We start from the raw sequence: 17717 nt of genomic DNA, 5'->3' as shown, positions 1-17717 counted from the left end.
GCAACGGCTTCAAGGAGCTCCGCGAGACGCAGAAGGTCGAATACGACGCCGAGCAGGGCCCCAAGGGCATGCAGGCTGCGAACATCCGCGCACTCTGAGTTTCTCTCGAAGGCCGGTACGCCCATGGGCGTACCGGCCTTCGTGCATTCCGCGGCCCTTATCACATTCCGTCAGCCGCATGGACCACCGCGTAGTCTGAAGCCCAGCAGGTGGCACACGCCGTCGGCCCACGCCAGGTCCGCGAGACCTCCGAGGAAGCAGGTGCTCCCATCTCCGCCACGACCACCGCCACCGCCCCCGCCTCCACCCTGGGGCCCATCCGACAGACCTACGCAGGCACCAAGGAGTTCCCGCCCATCACGCGGGCGTACACCGAGGTGTCGCAGGCCGTGAAGGAAAAGGGCCTGTTGCAGCGTACGCGCGGCTTCTACGCGCTGGTCGGCCTGGCCATCCTGGCCGGCTTCGCGGGCTGCATCGTCGCTTTCTTCGCGCTGGGTGACAGCTGGTGGCAGCTGCTGGTCGCCGCAGTATCCGGCATCCTCTTCACCCAGGTCGCCTTCCTCTCCCACGAAGCGGCGCATCGCCAGATCTTCGCTTCCGGACCTGCCAATGACCGCCTCGCACGCTTCCTCGGCCCGGCCGTCGTCGGCATGAGCGTCTCGTGGTGGGCCACCAAGCACACCCGCCACCACGCCAACCCGAACCGCGTGGGCAAGGACCCCGACATCGAGATCGACACGATCTCGTTCCTCGACGAAGACGCCGCGTCGGCGCGGGGCGTGCGCCGCCTCATCACCAAGCATCAGGGCTGGCTGTTCTTCCCGCTGCTGACGTTCGAAGGCCTGAACCTCTACGCTCTGGCGTTCCGCCACCTGCTGTTCAATCGTGAGCCGATCAAGGGTCGGTTCCGCGAGATCGCACTGCTGCTGGTGCGGCACGCCGTGGTCTTCACGCCGATCTTCGTCTTCCTGCCGCTCGGCATGGCGATCGCCTTCTTCTTCGTGCAGGTCGCTGTCTTCGGCGTCTACATGGGCGCCTCGTTCGCGCCGAACCACAAGGGCATGCCCGTCATCGCCAAGGACGCGAAGCTGGACTTCTTCAGCAAGCAGGTGCGCACCTCGCGCAACATCCGCGGCGGCTGGTGGGCGACGTGGCTCATGGGTGGCCTCAACTATCAGATCGAGCACCACCTGTTCCCGAACATGCCGCGGCCGCACCTCGCCAAGGCGCGCCCGATCGTCATGAAGGCCTGTGAAGACCTCAACGTGCCCTACACCGAGACCAGCCTGATCAAGTCCTACGCCATCGTCATCGACTACCTCAACCGAGTGGGCCTCGCAGCGCGCGACCCGTTCGACTGCCCCATGGCGACGACCGCCCGTCGGGGACTCGGACCGACCGCCTGAGGCGACACCGCCGCCGGAGGGGATGCGCCCGAGCGTACGGGGTCGTAACGTCTCCGACATGACCGACGTCACGATCTTCGCCCCCTCCCCCATCCTCACCGTCACGGTGGAGGACCACCCGTCGGGGGACGAGATCCACGTCCACGCCGGCGGCCAGGGCGTCTGGCAGGCTCGGATGCTGCTGCGGCTCGGCCGCACCGTCTCCATGTGCTGCACCCTCACGGGTGAGACCGGCCGCGTGCTGCGGCGGCTGCTCGAAGACGAGGGAATCGTCGTCGTTCCGGTGCGGCGCGACGGGCGCGGTTCGGCCTATGTGCACGACCGCCGCGGCGGACAGCGCGTCGTGATCGCCGCCGAAGGCGGTGACCCCCTCGGCCGCCACGAGCTCGACGAGCTGTACGGCGCCACGCTGGCGGAGGGCCTCGAGTCGCGCCTGGTGATCCTCAGTGGACCGGGTCGCGACGACATCCTCCCCGCCGACACCTACCGCCGGCTCGCTGCGGACCTGCGCGAAGGCGGGGCCGCGGTCGTGGTCGACCTGGCTGGACCACGCCTCGCGGCCGCCCTCGCCGGCGGAGTCGACGTGCTGAAGGTGAGCGACGAGGAGCTGCTGGCGGACCGGTTGATCCCGGACAGGTCGGTGGGCGCGGTCAGAAGGGCCATGCGCCTCCTGCGCGAGCGCGGAGCGCGCACCGTCGTCGTCTCCCGCGCCGACGAGCCCTTGCTGCTCTTGGACGAACGAGGCTTTCTCGAGGTGAGCACGCCGCGGCTGCAGGTGGCCGACGACCGCGGCGCGGGCGATTCCCTGACGGCCGGGATGGCGGCGGGCATGGCCGGCGGCGAGCCCCCACGCGAAGCGGTGCGGCTGGGCGCAGCCGCCGGAGCGCTCAACGTCACGCGGCATGGGCTCGGCACCGGTGACGCGGCCGCGATCGCGGCCCTGCTCGAGACGGTGGTCGTGCGCGATGCCAGCGGGAGCGAAGAGGCCCTCCCCGAGCAGCCCGTCATGGGCCGGGTGAGCCCGGACGGTCTCGCAGCCCTGGCGGCGCCTGAGGATGGAAGATGACCCGGGCGCTCATCACCAACGACGACGGCATCGACGCTCCCGGCCTGCACGCGCTGGCACGCAGTGCCCGCTATGCAGGCCTAGAGGTCACGATCGCCGCGCCCGCCCGGCAATCCAGCGGCGCCAGTGCGTCGATCATGGCCGAAGACCGCGACGGGCGCATCGCGGTCGAGCGGCGCACGCTGACGGGCCTGGAGGACCTGCCCGCGTTCGCCGTGCATGGCGGCCCCGGGCTCATCGCGCTGATCGCCGCGCACGGCGCCTTCGGAGAGCCGCCCGAGGTCGTGCTCTCGGGCGTGAACCACGGCGCGAACGTCGGCCGGGCGGTCCTTCACTCGGGCACGGTGGGAGCAGCTCTCACCGGCGGGCTGAACCGCGCCTGGGCCGTCGCCGTCTCGCTCGACGTCGGCATGCGCCCGGTGGAGTTCCACTGGGACGTCGCCGCCGAGGCCGCGCTGAGCCTGCTTCCCGACCTGCTCGAGCGACCGCCGGGCACCGTGCTGAACGTCAACGCCCCGAACAGCGCGTCGCATCGCGGCATCCGGGAATCCTCCCTCGCGCCCTTCGGCATCGTGCAGACGACGCTGAGCGAGCGCGAAGAGCATCACATCCGCCTCGCGGTCGAGGACCTCCCCCATGCGCCGGAACCCGGCACCGATGCCGCGCACCTCGCAGACGGCTGGGTGACGGTCACCGGCCTGGAGTCTGTGACGGGCGTGCCACTCGGCCTGCGCTGACCTCAGCGCGCCGCGTCGACGGCCGCCAGGATCTCGGAGCGGTCGAGTTCGTCGAGACGATCGGCCAGGCGGCCGAAGATGAGAGCGCCTATCTCAGCCTGCTCGTCGGTCAGCGAGTCGATGACCTCGACGACCGCGGTGTGATGCGCGGCGTACGTCGCGTCGACGAGGCGGACCGCCTCATCCGTGGGGACCAGGTAGTGCGCGCGCCGGTCATGCGGATGCTGCACGCGCTGGACGAGGCCCCGGGCGACGAGCCGGTCGACGACGTTGGTGATCGTCGCGCTGGAAGTCCGCAGCATCGCCAGCAGACTCTTCGGGCTGATGTCCCGCCCGTCGCGGTACGCCTGCACCAGGTACCGCAGTGCGGTGAGATCGATGCCGCCCAGGCCCGAGCGCTGATGCGCGCGCTCCGCCTGCGCACGTTCGCCACGCCGCAGCCGCAGGATGGCGTTGCTCAGGACGCCCCCTGCAGGCGTCGCCGGCGGGTCGGCGTAGAGGTGCTCGTTCTCGTGCCGCACGACGGTCTGGGGCATGTCGTCTCCCGGGGTCGGATTACCAGGCTTCGGAGGTGACCGCGTCACGGGCGTCGGAGAGGGTGGCGAACCGTCCCACCTCGGCCCCCGTATCATCACGGGCACTGAATTCACCCGAGTGCAGCCGCTCGACGGCGCCCAGGTAACGACCGCCCGTGTTCGCGACCCAGAACCCCGGCTCGACCTGGAACCAGGCGGCGCGCGCCTGCGTCGAGGGTGCTGCGTCGATGATCACGGACATGTCGTCTCTCCTCCAGCATAAGCCCGCCGAGTGTGCGGCTCACTCGATTACACACCATCTGTATTACATATCCGCTGTAATTGACATCATCTGTCTCACTTCGCTATAGATGTAAGACACGAGATTGCGTCGCGCACACCCCGCGCGGCCAACGAGCGAAGGAGCAGAAGTGGGACTTCTCTACTACGGTGCGGACACCACGCCCACCGAAATCCCTGACCGTCTGCTGGCTCACGTCAAGGTGGTCATCGCCACGAAGCTGCGCCGCAACGAGAGCTTCACCCTCTCCTGGCGGCATCCCGAGAGCGTCGCCGGCGGCAGGACAACCCTGTGGATGCAGCCCTCGATCCCGCTGCGCTTCGTGTTCGATGACCCCGAACCCGAGACGCTCGACCCCGACCTGCTGCGCAACCTCGTCAACAGTGCGAACTCCTCGGCCGGCGTCTCGCTCTCCTGGGAGGAAGAACCCGCGCCCGAGGCCGCCGTGGCGGCGCTGCGACAGCCTGTCGCCGCCGCCTGACCCGCGCCGATTGCGGGATCAGTCGGCAGCGACGATGACGTCGTAGCCCCGGTCCGCGAGCCGGGCTCGCTGATCCGCGGTCGCGTCGCCGTCGGTGATGACCGTGTCGAAGAGCCGCTCCGGCCCCACGACCGCGAACACGCGCTTGTCGAGCTTGGCGGAGTCCACCACCAGCACGGCTCGTTCGGCGCGACGGGCCATCGCCGCGTTGACGGCGGCCTCGCGCTCATCATGGGTGGTTGCTCCATGATCGGGATGCAGCGCGTTCGCACCGATGAACGCGAGGTCGAGGTTGATCCGCGCGAGGGTCTCTTCGGCGTGGGGCCCGACCAGCTCGTACGACCGGGGGTGCAGCACGCCGCCGACCACGACCGTCTTGATCTGCGGGCGCAGCGCGAGCTGCATGGCGATGTTGACGGCGTTGGTGACGACGGTGAGACCGGGATCGTCGGCATGCGCCATGACATCGCCGCGGGACATCAACTCGTCCGCGATCGCTGTGGCGGTCGTGCCGCCGGAAAGCCCCACGATCGCGCCACGGGGAACGAGCGCACTGGCCGCGCGCGCGATGGCACGCTTGGCGTCGCGCCGCTGCTGGTTCTTGTAGCGCACCGGCAGGTCGTAGGCGACCGAGTGCGACACGGCGCCGCCGCGCGTGCGGCCGAGCAGCTGCTGCTCAGCGAGCGCGTCGAGATCCCGGCGGGCGGTGGCCGGAGAGACGCCCAGCCGCTCGACGATGTCCTCGACCTGAAGCCGCCCGGATTCCGCGAGCAGGTCGAGGATCGCGCTCAGCCGCTCGGCTCTGTTCACCCGACCCTCCGTGGCGCGGCGAACAGCTCCAGCAGGCGTGTCGCCTCGACCACCACGGCGGACCTCCCAGCATCGATGTACCGGCGCGAGTCTACGACGCTGGGGTACTCGTCGAGGTGCGCGCGCACGGCGCGGGTGAAGAACGCATTGAGGTGCGTGGACACGTTGATCTTCGTGAGCCCGGCTTCGATGCCCGCAAGGATCGTGTCGTCGGGGACGCCGGACGATCCGTGCAGCACGAGCGGCACCGGCACGGCGTCGCGCAGCCGCGAGATGAGGTCGATGTCCAGCACGGCGGTGCGCTCGGCCATCGCGTGCGAAGAGCCCACCGCCACCGCCAGCGCCCCCACCCCCGTCTCGGCGACGAAGGCCGCCGCCTCGGCGGGATCCGTACGCACACCGGGGGCGTGCGCACCGTCCTTTCCGCCGATCTCGCCGAGCTCGGCCTCGACCAGCACCCCGGCGGCGTCCCCGGCGGCGACGACCCGTCGTGTGGTCGCCACGTTGGCGGAGAACTCGAGCTTCGCACCGTCGTACATCACCGAGGTGAAGCCGAGGCCGATGGCGCGCAGCGCCAGGTCGGCATCCTCCGCATGGTCCAGGTGCACCGCGACGCGGGCGCTCGACGCCGCGGCAAGGGCGAGCGTGGCCGCCGCGAGGGGTTCGAGTGCGCCGTGATAGCGCAGGCAGTTCTCGGACAGCTGCAAGATGACAGGCAGGCCGGACTCCTCTGCGGCGCGCACCAGCGCCTCCGCCGTCTCGAGGTGGATGACGTTGAAGGCACCGCTGCCGGTGCCGGCGGCGCGCGCCTCGTCGAGGATCGTGCGGGTGGAGGTCAGCGTCATGTCAGGTCCCTGATGTCTGTGTCGAAGATCACGTCGGTCGCCAGCTGATCGCGCTCGGGCGAGAGCTCGCCGGCCAGCGGCATGAGCACCGCCGAAGCAGACCAGGCGACGGCCGCACGCGCGAGTTCGACGAGCTCGGCGTGAGAGAAGTCGGTTGGGCGGGTGCCGCGCCCGGCGAGCACGGCGGCGATCGCGGCGACGGCGGCATCGCCGGCGCCCGTGGCGTTGCCGCGCAGTCGGCGCGGCAGCCGGGCGCGCAGCACCGCCTGCGGGTCGGCGCCGCCGACGAGCAGCATGCCGTCGGCGCCGAGCGACACGACGACGAGCCCGGCGCCACGGTCCCGCAGCATCCGGGCGCCCGCCACCACTCCTGTCGATCCGGTCGTCTCGCGCAGCTCCGCCGCGTTCGGCTTGACCACGTGCGCCCCCGCCTCTGCCGCCGCCAGCAGCGCCGGGCCCGTGACGTCGGCGATGGTCGTCCCTCTGGATGCCGCGATGTCCGCCACGAGCGCGCGGACGTTGCCCGCGTCGATCCCGGGCGGCAGGCTGCCGGAGATCACCGTGACATCGGCGCGCGTCGCGAGGGTGCGGGCGCCGGCGAACAGCGCGGCAGACTCGTCGGCGGCCAGCGCCGCTCCCACCTCGTTGAGCAGGGTCGTCTCCCCGGTCGCGTCGTCCACCGCCGCGATGCTGCGGCGGGTGGCGGCGGCGACGGGGATCAGCCGGTGCGCGATGCCGGCGGCGCGCAGGTCCGCAGCGAGGATCTCACCGCTGTCGCCGCCCGCCGTGGTCAGCGCGAACGCGTCGAGACCGGCGCCGGTGAGGACACGGGCGACGTTGATGCCCTTGCCGCCGGCGCGCTGCGCTCCCGTCGGCACGCGATGGGAGTCGCCGGGAACGAGCCGTTCGACCCGCCATGTGCAGTCCAGCGCCGGGTTGGGGGTGACCGTGAGGATCATGGCGCGGGCGTCGACAGGTGCTGCCGCGCACGGTGCGCGGTGCCGATCAGGCCGGCATCCTCGCCGAGCGTCGCGCGCACGAGCAGCGGACGACGCTGGAAGGTCAGCAGCTCGTCCAGTCGCGCCTGCAGCGGGGCGAACAGGTCGTCGCCGGCCTCGGCCAGACCGCCGCCCACCACGACGACGCCCGGAGCGAGCAGCGTCACCAGCCGTGCGATCTCCCGCGCGAGCGCGTCGACCGCGTCGGTCCAGACGGCACGGGCGTTCTCATCGCCGGCGTGCAGCGCCGCGAGCACGTCCCGGGCGCCCTGCACGGGCCGCCCGGCGAGCCGCCCGAATCGACGGGCGATGGCGCCGGCCGACGCCACGGTCTCGAGGCAGCCGACCGCGCCGCACGGGCAGCGCTCCCCCGCGGGGTCGGTCACGACGTGGCCGATCTCGCCGGCGTAGCCGCCGCCGACGATGGGGGCGCCGTCGACGATGAGCGCCGAGGCGATGCCCGTGCCGATGACGATGACGGCGGCGTCGCGGTGACCACGGGCGGCGCCCCACATCTGCTCGGCGACACCGGCGGCGCGCACATCGTGCCCGAAGGCCACGGGCAGCGAGAGCGCCTGTTCTGCAAGCGCCCGGAACGGTGCGTCCCGCCAGCCGAGGTTGCCCGAGAAGATGCCGACTCCCGCCTGCTCGTCCACGAGGCCGGGGACGCTCAGTCCCGCGGCCTGCGGGACCAGCTCGGGATGGACGCCCAGGTGCGCCTCGGCCAGCGTCGCGAGGTGGGCGGCGATGGCGCCGGCCGGGTCTGCAGCCGAGCGCGGCGTCGGGGTGCGGCGGAGATCGCGCACGCGGCCCGCCCCGTCCACCAGGGCCGACTTGGTCGTCGTGCCCCCCACATCGAAAGCCAGGACGACGGCGCCGTCGCCGAGCACACCCTCATTCATGCGTCGAGGATGACCGACCGCGTCAGGTTCCGCGGCTCGTCGGGGTTCAGTCCGCGGGACAGGGCACGGGCGAGCGCGACGCGCTGGGCACGGACGAGGTCGGCCATGGGGTCCACCCCGCTCTGCTCGAAGCGAGCGCCGGTGCGGGCGACGTCTTCGGCGAGGCCGGCGGGCATGTCGCCGAACGCCCAGGTGACCCGTCCGGGCGCCGCGATGGAGATCGGGCCGTGGCGGTATTCCATGGCCGGGTAGGACTCGGTCCACGACTGCGACGCCTCGCGCATCTTCAGCGCCGCCTCGTGCGCGAGCCCGATGGCCCATCCGCCGGCAACGAAGGTGTACTGCTCGGCGGCGACGAGGTCGGGGTCGAGATCCTCCGCGATGGCCCGCTCGGCATCGGCGATCGCCGGCGCCAGGTCCTCGCCGAGCGAGGCACGGAACAGGGCGAGGGCCGTCGTCGCGAAACGCGTCTGCACGACCGAGACCTCGTCGGCGAAGGGCAGTGTGACGGCGGCATCCAGCAGGCCCATCAGGGGAGACGTCTCATCGCCGACGACGCCGATGACGGGGGTTCGCCCCTTCATCCGCTCGGCCAGCTGCAGCACCTCGGTCGTGGTCCCCGAGCGCGTCAGTGCGACAATGGCGTCGTAGTCGCGGTCGGGCATCTCGGATGCCGCGAATGCGTCGGTGACACCCGCGCCGCTGCGCTCGCGCAGCGTGGCGTAGGCCTGGGCGATGAACCAGGACGTGCCGCAGCCGACGACTGCCACACGCGCTCCTCGCTGCGGAAGCGCGTCGGTGGTGCGCGCCAGTTCGGCAGCGCGCGCCCAGGTCTCGGGCTGCGAGCGCAGCTCGTTCTCCATGTGGGTGGACGTGGTGATCATGCTGCGCCTCTTCCTCCCCGCGAACACTGATCTGTCTTTGATCGATTTTGATTGTTCGGGAGTGCTTTCCGTCAGTCTAGTGCGCGCAATCGCCATCACGGAACGTGCGCTCTTCGGCGACACGAAGGGTCAGGCGTCAGACGGCGGCGACGGGCGCGGCGGTGGAGGACCGCACGATGAGCTCGGGCTCGAGCCGGGCGACCGTCGGCGGCTCGCCGCCTTCGATGAGCGCGATCACGCGGGCGGCAGCGGTGCGCCCGACCCGCTCGAACGGCTGGCGGACCGTCGTGAGGGCGGGGGTCGCGTAGGCGGCAAGGGCGATGTCGTCCACGCTGGTCACCGAGACGTCACCGGGAACCGTCCGGCCGGCCTCGTGCAGGGCGCGCATGAGACCGAAGGCCATCTCGTCACTGGAGACGAAGACCGCGGTGACATCGGGGATCGCGGCGATCGTGCGACCGGCGCGGTAGCCCGACTCGGGCGACCAGTCCCCGGGGATCACCGGGGGCGCAGCGATTCCGCGTTCGCGCAGCACCTGCTCCCATTCCTCGCGGCGGGCCACCGACTCCTGCCAGAACTCGTCACCGGAGACGTGCCACACCGTCGCGTGGCCGAGGTCCAGCAGATGCTCCGTGGCCGCGCGCGCGATCGCCCGCTGGTCGATGAGCGCGTCGTCGCCCAGCCCCTCGTCCTGGCGATGCCCGACGGTGGGGGTGCGCGTGGTGCGATTGCCGAGGGCGTCGGCGAGGAAGCCGACGGGAGCCAGCAGCACGATGCCTTCGGCGCCCTGACGCTCCAGCCGGTCGAAGGCGTCGACGAAGGCTCCGGGGCGGGAATGATGCGGCACGCTCGCGCTGGTCACGGCGTAGCCCTGTTCGGCGGCGACCGCCTCGACGCCGAGCAGGATGGCGCTCGTGGAGTAGCGCGCGGTGGAGACGGTGATGACGCCGAGCATGCGCGTACGGCCGGAGGCGAGGGACGCCGCGGCGGCGTGCAGCCGGTATCCGGTCGCGTCGACCGCGGCCATGACACGCTGCGCCGTCTCGGGGCGGACGTTGGACTGGCCGCCGATCACCCGCGACACGGTCTGCGTGGACACTCCGGCGACGCGCGCCACGTCGACCTGACTGGGGGCTCTGTCCCCGGAGGATCGGCGCGGCATCCACTCATCGTAGTGAGGAGCGAGGATAACGAGCCAACGTGACGCGAAATAGGGCAGGATGTTAGGTGATGTGAACGCAAACATCACGGCAGCTCGGATCGACGGGCCCCGAAATCCGAGAGGAAGCCTGCGGATGGATCCGATGACAACGACGAGGTCGCAGACCTCAGTAGCGGCGCTCACATACTCGGACAGCACCCTGCTGCGCAACGGCCGGCCGCACCGCATGCTCGCCGGGGCCGTGCACTACTTCCGCGTGCACCCGGAGCAGTGGGAGGACCGCCTGCGACGCCTCGCGGCGATGGGCGCGAACACCGTCGACACGTACATCCCGTGGAACTTCCACGAGGAGATCGAGGGCTCGCCCCGCTTCGACGGGTGGCGCGACATCGAGCGGTATCTGCGCATCGCGGCGGAGGTGGGCCTGGACGTCTACCTGCGGCCGAGCCCGTACATCTGCGCCGAGTGGTCCAACGGCGGCCTGCCCGCGTGGCTCACCGGACGCATCCGTCACGTCCGCAGCAGCGACCCGGGATACCTGCGGGCCGTCGAGGAGTGGTACTCCCACCTCCTCCCCCGCCTCGCTCCGCTGCAGGCGGCGTACGGCGGCCCCATCGTCGCGGTGCAGGTCGAGAACGAGTACGGCTCGTTCGGCTCCGACAGCGCGTACCTCGAGCACCAGCGGGATCTGCTGCGGGCGCACGGGATCGTCGAGCTGCTCACCACCGCCGACGGAATCACTCCCGACATGCAGCGTCACGGCTCCGTGGGCGGCGCCATGCCGAGCTTCACCTTCGGCACCGGCGTCGACACCGCCCAGGCCCTCCTCCCCGCCGCCACACCGCTGCTGTGCAGCGAGCTGTGGGGTGGCTGGTTCGACCATTGGGGCGAGCGTCACCACGTGCGCAGCGCGGCGAGCATGATCGGCACCGTCGACGCCCTGCTGGATGCCGGCGGCTCGGTGAGCCTGTACATGGCGCACGGCGGAACCAACTTCGGACTGTGGGCCGGGGCGAACTGGGACGGCGTACTGCAGCCGACGATCACGAGCTACGACTCCGACGCCCCCATCGCCGAGGACGGCCGGCTGGGTGACAAGTTCGCCGCCCTCCGGGCCTCTTTCGCCCCGTTCCACGACGGGCCGCTTCCGGAGCTGCCGGCCGAGCCGGTGTTCCTGCCGCCCCAGACGGTGGCCTTCACCGGCGAAGGCGGCCTCGCCGACGCGCTGAGCTCCCTTCCCGCCGGCGAGGTGCGGTCCAACCTGGCCACCTTCGAGGAGCTGGGCGTGGCGGACGGCATCGTCGCCTACCAGGCCCGGGTGCACATCGGAGCCGAGACGACGCTGTCGATCAGGGGCCTGCACGACCGCGCAGCGGTGCTGCTGGACGGTGAGCGCATCGCCACGCTCGAGCGCGACGGCGCCACGAGCGTCGTGATCGAGGGCCGCGCCGGCGACCACGAGCTGACCCTCGTGGTGGAGAGCCTCGGCCGCATCAACTACGGGCCGCACATCGGCGAGCACAAGGGCATCATCGGCGGCGTGCTGCTCGGCCGACGTTATGTGCACGGCTGGACGCACCGCGTCGTGCCGCTGGACGGCTCGCTCACGGGTCGGGGCGGCGACGCACCCGCCGACGGCTTCGCCGTGGCCACCGTGGACGTGCAGACGCCGGCGGATGCCTGGCTCGCGGTTCCCGGCGGCAGCAAGGGACTCATCTGGGTCAACGGCTTCCTCATCGGCCGCTACTGGAGCGTCGGCCCGCAGGAGACCTTCTACGCCCCCGCGCCGCTCTGGCGATCCGGCCGCAACGAGGTGCGGGTCATGGACCTGGAGCAGCTGCCCACGACCCTCGAGGTGCGCGACGCGCCGTCGCTGGGCGAGGCCGAGGAGTTCATCGGCTCCTGACCCCGGCCCACCGCAAAGGGCCCCCGGCGCCGCAGCGCCGGGGGCCCTTTCTCGTGCGGTGATCAGCCCTTGACTGCCCCGGCCGCCAGGCCCGAGCGCAGGTAGCGCTGCAGCGTGAAGAACAGCACGATCAGCGGCACCACACCCAGCAGGGCGCCGAGCATGACCGCACCCTTGTCCGGGGAGAAGTAGCTCATCATGCCGAAGAGGCCGAGCGTCACCGGCTTGAGCTCCTGCGACGAGACCATCAGGAGGGGCAGCAGGAAGTTGTTCCATGTGGCGACGAACACGAACAGGAAGATGGTCACCATGGCCGGCGCGAGCAGGCGCATCACGATGGTGAAGAAGATGCGGATCTCCCCCGCCCCGTCGATGCGCGCCGCCTCGAGCAGCTCCGTCGGCACCGACTGGGCGTACACCATGCCCAGGAACACGCCGAAGGGCGACACCGCGGACGGGATGATGATCGCCCACACCGTGTCGACCAGACCCAGCGCGTGGAACTCCAGATACAGCGGCACCGTCAGCAGCGCGACCGGCATGAGCAGGCCCGCCATGATGGCACCCACCGCGATCTTCTTGCCCGGGAAGGAGAACTTGGCGATGGCATAGCCCGCCATCACCGCGAAGAGCGTTCCGATGACGCCTGCCGTCACCGAGTAGAAGATCGAGTTGCCGACCCACCGCCAGAACATGCCCTGGGTCCAGGACATGAGGCTGTCGTAGTTGGCGCCGAGGTTCCATTCGGCGAACCAGAACCCGAAGGTCGACGTCAGGTCGCGGTTGTTCTTCGTGGCGGCGATGAGCAGCCAGTACACCGGGCCGAGAAAGTAGATCGCGGCGACGACCAGGACGGTGATGCCGGCGATCTTGCCGCGCAGCGTGGGCAGCGCGTTCTTGGGGGGAAGGTCGACCTCGACCTCGCGGGCGCGCCGTCTGCCGGTGCGGATCGCGGTGGTCATGAGTTTCCTCCCTTACGGCGCTGCATCAGCGCGTAGACGATGGCCAGCACGCCGGCGATGACGGCCATGAGCAGCGAGTAGGCCGATGCGATCCCCGTGCCCGAGGGCGAGGCCGCCCCGAGCAGCGAGTTGTAGGTGAGCATCATCGGCGTGTAGCCCTTGCCCATCCACGGGTTCTGGCTCTCCATCACGGTCGGCTCGTTGAAGAGCTGGATGGTGCCGATGATCGACAGCAGCACCGCCAGCAGCGCGGCTCCGCGGACCAGGGGCACCTTGATCTTGACCGCGATCTGCCAGCCGCTCGCGCCGTCGATGCGCGCGGCCTCGTAGAGCTCCCGCGGCGCGGCCTGCAGCGCGGCGAGGAAGATGAGCATGTTGTAGCCGGTGTAGGTCCAGGTCGTCATGTTCCCCATCGAGAACAGGATCGTCCCCGGCGCCATGAAGTCCGTCCCCTCGGGGAGGTACGGCATGAACGGCGACACCTCGGGCGTGTAGAGATACAGCCACATCATCGCGGCGATCACACCCGGGATGGCGTAGGGGAGGAAGAAGGCGAGGCGGAAGAAGCCGGGACGGCGGACGATGAACGAGTCCAGGAGCAGTGCGAGCCCCAGTGCGGCGATCGTCATCACCGGGATCTGCACGAGGCCGTAGAGCACGACCCGGCCCATACCGGCCCAGAACGTCTGGTTGGCGATGGCTATGGCGAAGTTGTCGAAGCCCACGAAGGTCTCTACGAGCTCCCCGCCGCCGTACAGGCCCTCGCCCGACGGGACTTCGGAGAACATCGACGCGCGGATCGACACGACGATCGGCACGACGAAGACGACGACGAACAGGATTGCGAAGGGGGCGAGGAACAGCCACCCGGTCACGGCCTCGCGACGGCTGCCGCCGCGTCGGCCCCGCTCCTTTCGCCTCGGCGGGGTCGCGCGGACCTTCGCTGCCGCTGCGGCCACGGTGGGCGGGGTGGTCAGTGTCATCTCATCGTCTTTCCAGTGCAGGAGCCGGCGGAGTGCACGGGGCGTCCATGCGCTCCGCCGGCTCAGCGGTTGTCAGCGAGGTGCGTCAGTCCGCGACAGGCAGACCCAGGTCCTTCAGCGCCGCGACCGCGTCGTTCTGGCCGGTCGTGAAGATGTCCGCGACGGTGGCTCCGCCCGACGCGACGGCCGAAGCGGTCTCGTTCATGGTGGTCAGCGAGGCGAATCCGGGGGCGTAGACGAACTCGGGGTTCATGCGAGCGGATGCCGTGGCGAGCTCGGCCAGCACGTCCTGGCCGCCGAACTGACGCAGCATCTTCTCGCTGGTCTCCGGCGTGCCGTTGGCGGCGACGACGAGGCCCTGCGACGCGAGGTCGTCGATCTGGGTGTTGAACCAGCCGTTGAAGGCCATGGCCTCGGCCGGGTGCTCGCAGCCCGAGAGCACAGCGACGCCGGAGCCACCGTCGGGGCCCGAGAGCTCGCCTGCTCCGAAGTCGGGCAGCTGGGCGACGCGCCACTGACCCTCGGCCGGCGTGCCGTCGAGCGAGTCGAGCATGAAGCCCGCCTCCCACGCCGCGCCGATGTGGCCGATGAGGGTGCTGTTGTTGACGGCCTGCGTGAAGCCTTCGCCCCAGCGCTCGGTGACGAGGGCGTCCTGCCCGTCGATGAGTCCCTGCCAGAGGCCGGCGACCCGCTGGCTTCCGGCGCCCTCGACGTCGACGCTCCAGGCGTCACCCGAGGTGTCGAACCACGCGTCGCCGGCGGCGGCGGACTGGGCCGACAGCCAGTTGAGGCCCTCGTCGGGCGTGAAGGCGGCGAGGTACTTGCCCGCGTCTGCGGCGACCGCGGCGCTGGCCGAGAGCTCCTCGATCGTGGTCGGGACCGTGAGCCCGAGCTTCTCGAGCTCTGCCTGGTTGTAGTAGTAGACGAGGGGGCCGGTGTCCTGCGGCAGACCCACGACCGCGTCACCGACGGTCATCATCGCGTACGCACCGGCACCGAAGTCGTCCTTGTAGTCCCCCGCGTGCTCTGCGACGTCTTCGAGCAGACCCTTGACGAACAGCTGCGGCACCTCGGAGTACCCGACCTGTGCCAGGCAGGGGCCGTTGCCCGCCTTGACGTCGGTCTCGAGCTTCAGGATCAGGTCGCTGGCGGCACCGTCGAACTTGGTGGCGCTTACCTGGATGCCGGGGTTCTCGGCGTTCCAGCGCTCGACGATGTCGGCGACGGCGGTCATGCCCTCACCGTCGGGGAGGCGATGGATGTAGCTGAGCTCCACCACGTCGTCGGACGAGCCCGCCGTCGTGCCGGTGCCGGTGCCGCCGCTGCTGCAGGCGGCGAGTGCGACGGCGGACAGAGCCGCCAGTGCTGTGACGGCGACGGGACGTCCGGCGCGGAACTTCGATGTCATGTGATCGCTCCCCTTCGAGGATGCCGCACCGATATCGAGCGGCGTTGCTTCCATCGGCGGTAGCTGCGAAATCATGCATTCGCCATCTCCGTCGATGAGATGGATGTTTGCGTTCACACTACCCCCACTCCGCCTATGATCAAGTCACGGATCGATTTCATCGACAGCCGTTGCTCACCGCGAACACTGGCCGCTACAGGAGTGAAGATGCTCACCCTCGTCCCCCGCCCCCGCACGCTGCGCACATCGCCGGACGAGGAGGCGCTCACCCTCGGCACGACGCCGGGCATCGCGGCCGCGGGAGCGGCCCTGCCGGTGGCCGGGCTGCTGGCGGCATCCCTCCGCAGCCGGGGCGCGGCGCCCTCCCTCGCGGACGCGGACGATGCGGCGATCATCACGCTCGAGCTGACCGGGCCCGATGGCTCCCGCGGCGCCTCGGACGACCGCGTCGCGGACGAGTCGTACGCCCTCGACATCACCTCCGATGCGGTCACCGTTTCGGCGCCCGAGCCGGCGGGGCTCTTCCGCGGCACCCAGACGCTGCTGCAGCTGCTGCCGGTCGATCTGACCGGCTCCGTTCAGGTGCCCACGCTGCACGTCGACGATGCCCCCCGCTTCGAGTACCGGGGCGTGATGCTCGACGTGGTGCGCCACTTCTTCCCCGTGGCGGATGTCCTGCGCTTCATCGACGCCCTCGCGCTGCTGAAGATCAACACGCTGCACCTGCACCTCACCGACGACCAGGGCTGGCGCCTGCACATCGACTCCTGGCCGGATCTCACCGCCGTCGGCGCCCGCGGCGCCGTGGGAGACGCGCCGGGCGGCTTCTACACGCAGGACGACCTGCGCCGCATCATCGCCTACGCCGCCGCGCGCTTCATCACCGTGGTCCCCGAGATCGACCTGCCCGGGCACACCAATGCCGCGCTCCACGCCTACGCGGAACTCAACGCCGACGGCGTCGCCCGCGAGGCCTACCACGGCATCGAAGTGGGGTTCTCGTCGCTCTCCGCCTCGCCGGAGCGCGCCGAGGCGACCGACCGGTTCCTGCGGGACGTGATCGGCGAAGTAGCCGCGCTCACGCCCGGTCCGTGGCTGCACGTCGGAGGCGACGAATCCTGGTCGACATCGCCCGAGGACTATCGCGATCTCGTCCGGCGCATCACGTCCACCGCCGCGGGCACGGGCAAGCGCGTCATCGGCTGGCACGAGATCGGGTCGTGCGACGACCTGCCCGCCGGCACGATCGCGCAGTACTGGAGCTACCTGCAGCCGGTGTCACCGGCGGCGGAGCAGGTGCGTTCCGTGGTCGCCCGCGGCGGGCAGGTGATCATGTCGCCGGCCGACGTCGCGTATCTCGACATCCGCTACCCCGAGGACATCCCCACTCCCGGCGGCTACGCGCTCGGCCTGGACTGGGCCGACGGGCCGACGTCGTTCGAGGCCGCGTACACGTGGGAGCCCACGGCCATCGTGGACGGCATCGCGGAATCCGACATCCTCGGCGTCGAGTCGCCCCTGTGGACCGAGACGGCGCTCACCATCGCCGACGTCGAGCACCTCGCGTTCCCGCGTGCGGCGGCGCTCGCCGAGATCGGCTGGTCGGTCGCCGGGGAACGCGACCCGGCGGAGTTCGCCGGCCGCGTCGCAACGCTCGGACCGATGTGGGATGCCGCCGGCATCCGCTATGCGCGGCTGAGCGAGGTGCCCTGGCCTTCCGGCGAACCCGCCTAGCGGCTCGCGCCGTCCGACACCAGGTCGCTGCCGGAACGCCGCGTCTGGCGCGAGCGGCGGGGGGCGACGCCGTGCTGCGCAATGCCGGCTCCGACCGCGGGCGTGAACAGCGCCGGCAGACGCAGGGATCCCGTGCGAGCGACTTCATCGGCGAGGTCCCGGATCCGCCGCTGGTCGGGCGCGATGGGCTCCGAGGAGTCGAACAGGAACCGCAGGGCGATGCCCGGCGCGATCCACAGGGTCGTGCGCCCGGGGGGACTGCACGCATCGTGCTGCCAGGCGACGGTGAAGCTCTCGCCCCGCCGGAGCTTGGTCGTCATGACGACCTTGAGGTGCGCGAGCAGCACGTCGTCGATGTGGACCGGGGAATCGGCGGTCCCGTAATACAGCTTGCCCATGGCGCTCTCCAAAGCATCGCGGATCAGGTCGCGGAGAGTGTTCGAGAAGGCGATTCGACGAGCGATTCGGGGTGCTGGTGTGACGGCGACTGAGCGGCGTCTGCGGGACCTGTTGTCCTCACACTAAGGGCCTGTGGAACAGGCGGGGCGGACACGCGCCGGATCCACGTGAGGACTCTCTCATCCGGACGCCGGTGCCGGAGTTGCCATCGCAGCTCC

The 17717-nt window shown here is 70.6% G+C and carries 19 protein-coding genes; 7 read left to right on the top strand and 12 right to left on the bottom strand.

What is annotated here, in order from left to right; translation table 11 throughout:
* The 4 genes from NQ160_RS06740 to surE all read left to right on the top strand — a co-directional run.
* The coding region (locus tag NQ160_RS06740; protein ID WP_257514460.1) for a cold-shock protein at window positions 1–98 on the top strand (98 nt) is incomplete at its 5' end.
* A gap of 171 nt (window positions 99–269) precedes the next feature.
* Entirely contained in the window at window positions 270–1406 is a 1137-nt protein-coding gene (locus tag NQ160_RS06735) for a fatty acid desaturase family protein (RefSeq protein ID WP_257514459.1), read from the top strand.
* Window positions 1407–1464: 58 nt separating this feature from the next.
* Window positions 1465–2472: a 1-phosphofructokinase family hexose kinase gene (locus NQ160_RS06730; RefSeq protein ID WP_257514458.1), complete on the top strand. Its 1008-nt coding sequence runs from the start codon at window positions 1465–1467 to the stop codon at window positions 2470–2472.
* On the top strand, window positions 2469–3209 hold the full coding sequence (gene surE / locus NQ160_RS06725; RefSeq protein ID WP_257514457.1) for a 5'/3'-nucleotidase SurE: 741 nt from the start codon (window positions 2469–2471) through the stop codon (window positions 3207–3209). The genes NQ160_RS06730 and surE overlap by 4 nt, the downstream gene beginning before the upstream one ends.
* Before the next feature lie 2 nt (window positions 3210–3211).
* Here surE and NQ160_RS06720 read toward each other — a convergent pair whose 3' ends face one another.
* Both NQ160_RS06720 and NQ160_RS06715 read right to left on the bottom strand, forming a co-directional pair.
* On the bottom strand, window positions 3212–3745 hold the full coding sequence (locus tag NQ160_RS06720) for a MarR family winged helix-turn-helix transcriptional regulator (protein WP_257514456.1): 534 nt from the start codon (window positions 3743–3745) through the stop codon (window positions 3212–3214).
* A 19-nt stretch (window positions 3746–3764) separates the two neighbouring features.
* On the bottom strand, window positions 3765–3986 hold the full coding sequence (locus NQ160_RS06715; protein ID WP_257514455.1) for a hypothetical protein: 222 nt from the start codon (window positions 3984–3986) through the stop codon (window positions 3765–3767).
* Between the two features lie 169 nt (window positions 3987–4155).
* Between NQ160_RS06715 and NQ160_RS06710 the strand changes: the two genes are divergently transcribed.
* On the top strand, window positions 4156–4506 hold the full coding sequence (locus NQ160_RS06710) for a DUF7882 family protein (RefSeq protein WP_257514454.1): 351 nt from the start codon (window positions 4156–4158) through the stop codon (window positions 4504–4506).
* A gap of 18 nt (window positions 4507–4524) precedes the next feature.
* On the opposite strand, the gene NQ160_RS06705 is transcribed toward NQ160_RS06710, so the two are convergent.
* The 6 genes from NQ160_RS06705 to NQ160_RS06680 form a co-directional block, all read right to left on the bottom strand.
* Window positions 4525–5316 carry a DeoR/GlpR family DNA-binding transcription regulator gene (locus NQ160_RS06705; RefSeq protein WP_257514453.1) on the bottom strand — a complete coding sequence of 264 codons (792 nt, stop codon included), beginning with the start codon at window positions 5314–5316 and terminating at the stop codon, window positions 4525–4527.
* Entirely contained in the window at window positions 5313–6161 is an 849-nt protein-coding gene (locus NQ160_RS06700; protein WP_257514452.1) for a class II fructose-bisphosphate aldolase, read from the bottom strand. The genes NQ160_RS06705 and NQ160_RS06700 overlap by 4 nt, the downstream gene beginning before the upstream one ends.
* On the bottom strand, window positions 6158–7120 hold the full coding sequence (locus tag NQ160_RS06695; protein WP_257514451.1) for a 1-phosphofructokinase family hexose kinase: 963 nt from the start codon (window positions 7118–7120) through the stop codon (window positions 6158–6160). The genes NQ160_RS06700 and NQ160_RS06695 overlap by 4 nt, the downstream gene beginning before the upstream one ends.
* Window positions 7117–8061 (bottom strand): ROK family protein, encoded by a 945-nt coding sequence (locus tag NQ160_RS06690; RefSeq protein ID WP_257514450.1) that lies wholly within the window; start codon window positions 8059–8061, stop codon window positions 7117–7119. The genes NQ160_RS06695 and NQ160_RS06690 overlap by 4 nt, the downstream gene beginning before the upstream one ends.
* The gene (locus NQ160_RS06685) at window positions 8058–8945 is read right to left on the bottom strand and encodes an SIS domain-containing protein (RefSeq protein ID WP_257514449.1); all 888 of its coding nucleotides are present in this window, start codon (window positions 8943–8945) and stop codon (window positions 8058–8060) included. The genes NQ160_RS06690 and NQ160_RS06685 overlap by 4 nt, the downstream gene beginning before the upstream one ends.
* Window positions 8946–9081: 136 nt before the next feature.
* On the bottom strand, window positions 9082–10107 hold the full coding sequence (locus tag NQ160_RS06680) for a LacI family DNA-binding transcriptional regulator (protein WP_257514448.1): 1026 nt from the start codon (window positions 10105–10107) through the stop codon (window positions 9082–9084).
* Between the two features lie 142 nt (window positions 10108–10249).
* On the opposite strand from NQ160_RS06680, the gene NQ160_RS06675 reads away from it, so the two are divergent.
* Window positions 10250–12013: a glycoside hydrolase family 35 protein gene (locus NQ160_RS06675; RefSeq protein WP_257514447.1), complete on the top strand. Its 1764-nt coding sequence runs from the start codon at window positions 10250–10252 to the stop codon at window positions 12011–12013.
* Window positions 12014–12075: 62 nt separating this feature from the next.
* On the opposite strand, the gene NQ160_RS06670 is transcribed toward NQ160_RS06675, so the two are convergent.
* The 3 genes from NQ160_RS06670 to NQ160_RS06660 form a co-directional block, all read right to left on the bottom strand.
* Entirely contained in the window at window positions 12076–12975 is a 900-nt protein-coding gene (locus tag NQ160_RS06670) for a carbohydrate ABC transporter permease (RefSeq protein WP_257514446.1), read from the bottom strand.
* Window positions 12972–13958 (bottom strand): carbohydrate ABC transporter permease, encoded by a 987-nt coding sequence (locus NQ160_RS06665; protein WP_257514445.1) that lies wholly within the window; start codon window positions 13956–13958, stop codon window positions 12972–12974. Before NQ160_RS06665 ends, NQ160_RS06670 begins: the two co-directional genes overlap by 4 nt.
* Window positions 13959–14043: 85 nt before the next feature.
* Window positions 14044–15366, bottom strand: coding sequence for an ABC transporter substrate-binding protein (locus tag NQ160_RS06660; protein WP_257514444.1), 1323 nt, complete (start codon window positions 15364–15366; stop codon window positions 14044–14046).
* A 207-nt stretch (window positions 15367–15573) separates the two neighbouring features.
* Here NQ160_RS06660 and NQ160_RS06655 point away from each other — a divergent pair, with 207 nt between their 5' ends.
* Window positions 15574–17100: a beta-N-acetylhexosaminidase gene (locus NQ160_RS06655; RefSeq protein ID WP_257514443.1), complete on the top strand. Its 1527-nt coding sequence runs from the start codon at window positions 15574–15576 to the stop codon at window positions 17098–17100.
* On the opposite strand, the gene NQ160_RS06650 is transcribed toward NQ160_RS06655, so the two are convergent.
* Complete coding sequence (locus NQ160_RS06650) at window positions 17097–17498, bottom strand: DUF7882 family protein (protein WP_257514199.1); 402 nt, start codon at window positions 17496–17498, stop codon at window positions 17097–17099. The two genes, NQ160_RS06655 and NQ160_RS06650, sit on opposite strands and share 4 nt — an antisense overlap.
* Window positions 17499–17717: the final 219 nt, after the last annotated feature.

Source organism: Microbacterium sp. zg.Y909, assembly GCF_024626565.1.
The sequence above is the reverse complement of the archived record's forward strand: the minus strand, read 5'-3'. Positions and strand labels throughout refer to the sequence as shown.

Excerpts from the sequence above, each read along its gene's own strand:
- NQ160_RS06730 (WP_257514458.1), top strand. The coding sequence starts at position 1,465 with ATGACCGACGTCACGATCTTCGCCCCCTCCCCCATCCTCACCGTCACG.
- surE (WP_257514457.1), top strand. The coding sequence starts at position 2,469 with ATGACCCGGGCGCTCATCACCAACGACGACGGCATCGACGCTCCCGGC.
- NQ160_RS06720 (WP_257514456.1), bottom strand. The coding sequence starts at position 3,745 with ATGCCCCAGACCGTCGTGCGGCACGAGAACGAGCACCTCTACGCCGAC.
- NQ160_RS06715 (WP_257514455.1), bottom strand. The coding sequence starts at position 3,986 with ATGTCCGTGATCATCGACGCAGCACCCTCGACGCAGGCGCGCGCCGCC.
- NQ160_RS06700 (WP_257514452.1), bottom strand. The coding sequence starts at position 6,161 with ATGACGCTGACCTCCACCCGCACGATCCTCGACGAGGCGCGCGCCGCC.
- NQ160_RS06695 (WP_257514451.1), bottom strand. The coding sequence starts at position 7,120 with ATGATCCTCACGGTCACCCCCAACCCGGCGCTGGACTGCACATGGCGG.
- NQ160_RS06690 (WP_257514450.1), bottom strand. The coding sequence starts at position 8,061 with ATGAATGAGGGTGTGCTCGGCGACGGCGCCGTCGTCCTGGCTTTCGAT.
- NQ160_RS06685 (WP_257514449.1), bottom strand. The coding sequence starts at position 8,945 with ATGATCACCACGTCCACCCACATGGAGAACGAGCTGCGCTCGCAGCCC.
- NQ160_RS06680 (WP_257514448.1), bottom strand. The coding sequence starts at position 10,107 with ATGCCGCGCCGATCCTCCGGGGACAGAGCCCCCAGTCAGGTCGACGTG.
- NQ160_RS06675 (WP_257514447.1), top strand. The coding sequence starts at position 10,250 with ATGACAACGACGAGGTCGCAGACCTCAGTAGCGGCGCTCACATACTCG.
- NQ160_RS06670 (WP_257514446.1), bottom strand. The coding sequence starts at position 12,975 with ATGACCACCGCGATCCGCACCGGCAGACGGCGCGCCCGCGAGGTCGAG.
- NQ160_RS06665 (WP_257514445.1), bottom strand. The coding sequence starts at position 13,958 with ATGACACTGACCACCCCGCCCACCGTGGCCGCAGCGGCAGCGAAGGTC.
- NQ160_RS06660 (WP_257514444.1), bottom strand. The coding sequence starts at position 15,366 with ATGACATCGAAGTTCCGCGCCGGACGTCCCGTCGCCGTCACAGCACTG.
- NQ160_RS06655 (WP_257514443.1), top strand. The coding sequence starts at position 15,574 with ATGCTCACCCTCGTCCCCCGCCCCCGCACGCTGCGCACATCGCCGGAC.
- NQ160_RS06650 (WP_257514199.1), bottom strand. The coding sequence starts at position 17,498 with ATGGGCAAGCTGTATTACGGGACCGCCGATTCCCCGGTCCACATCGAC.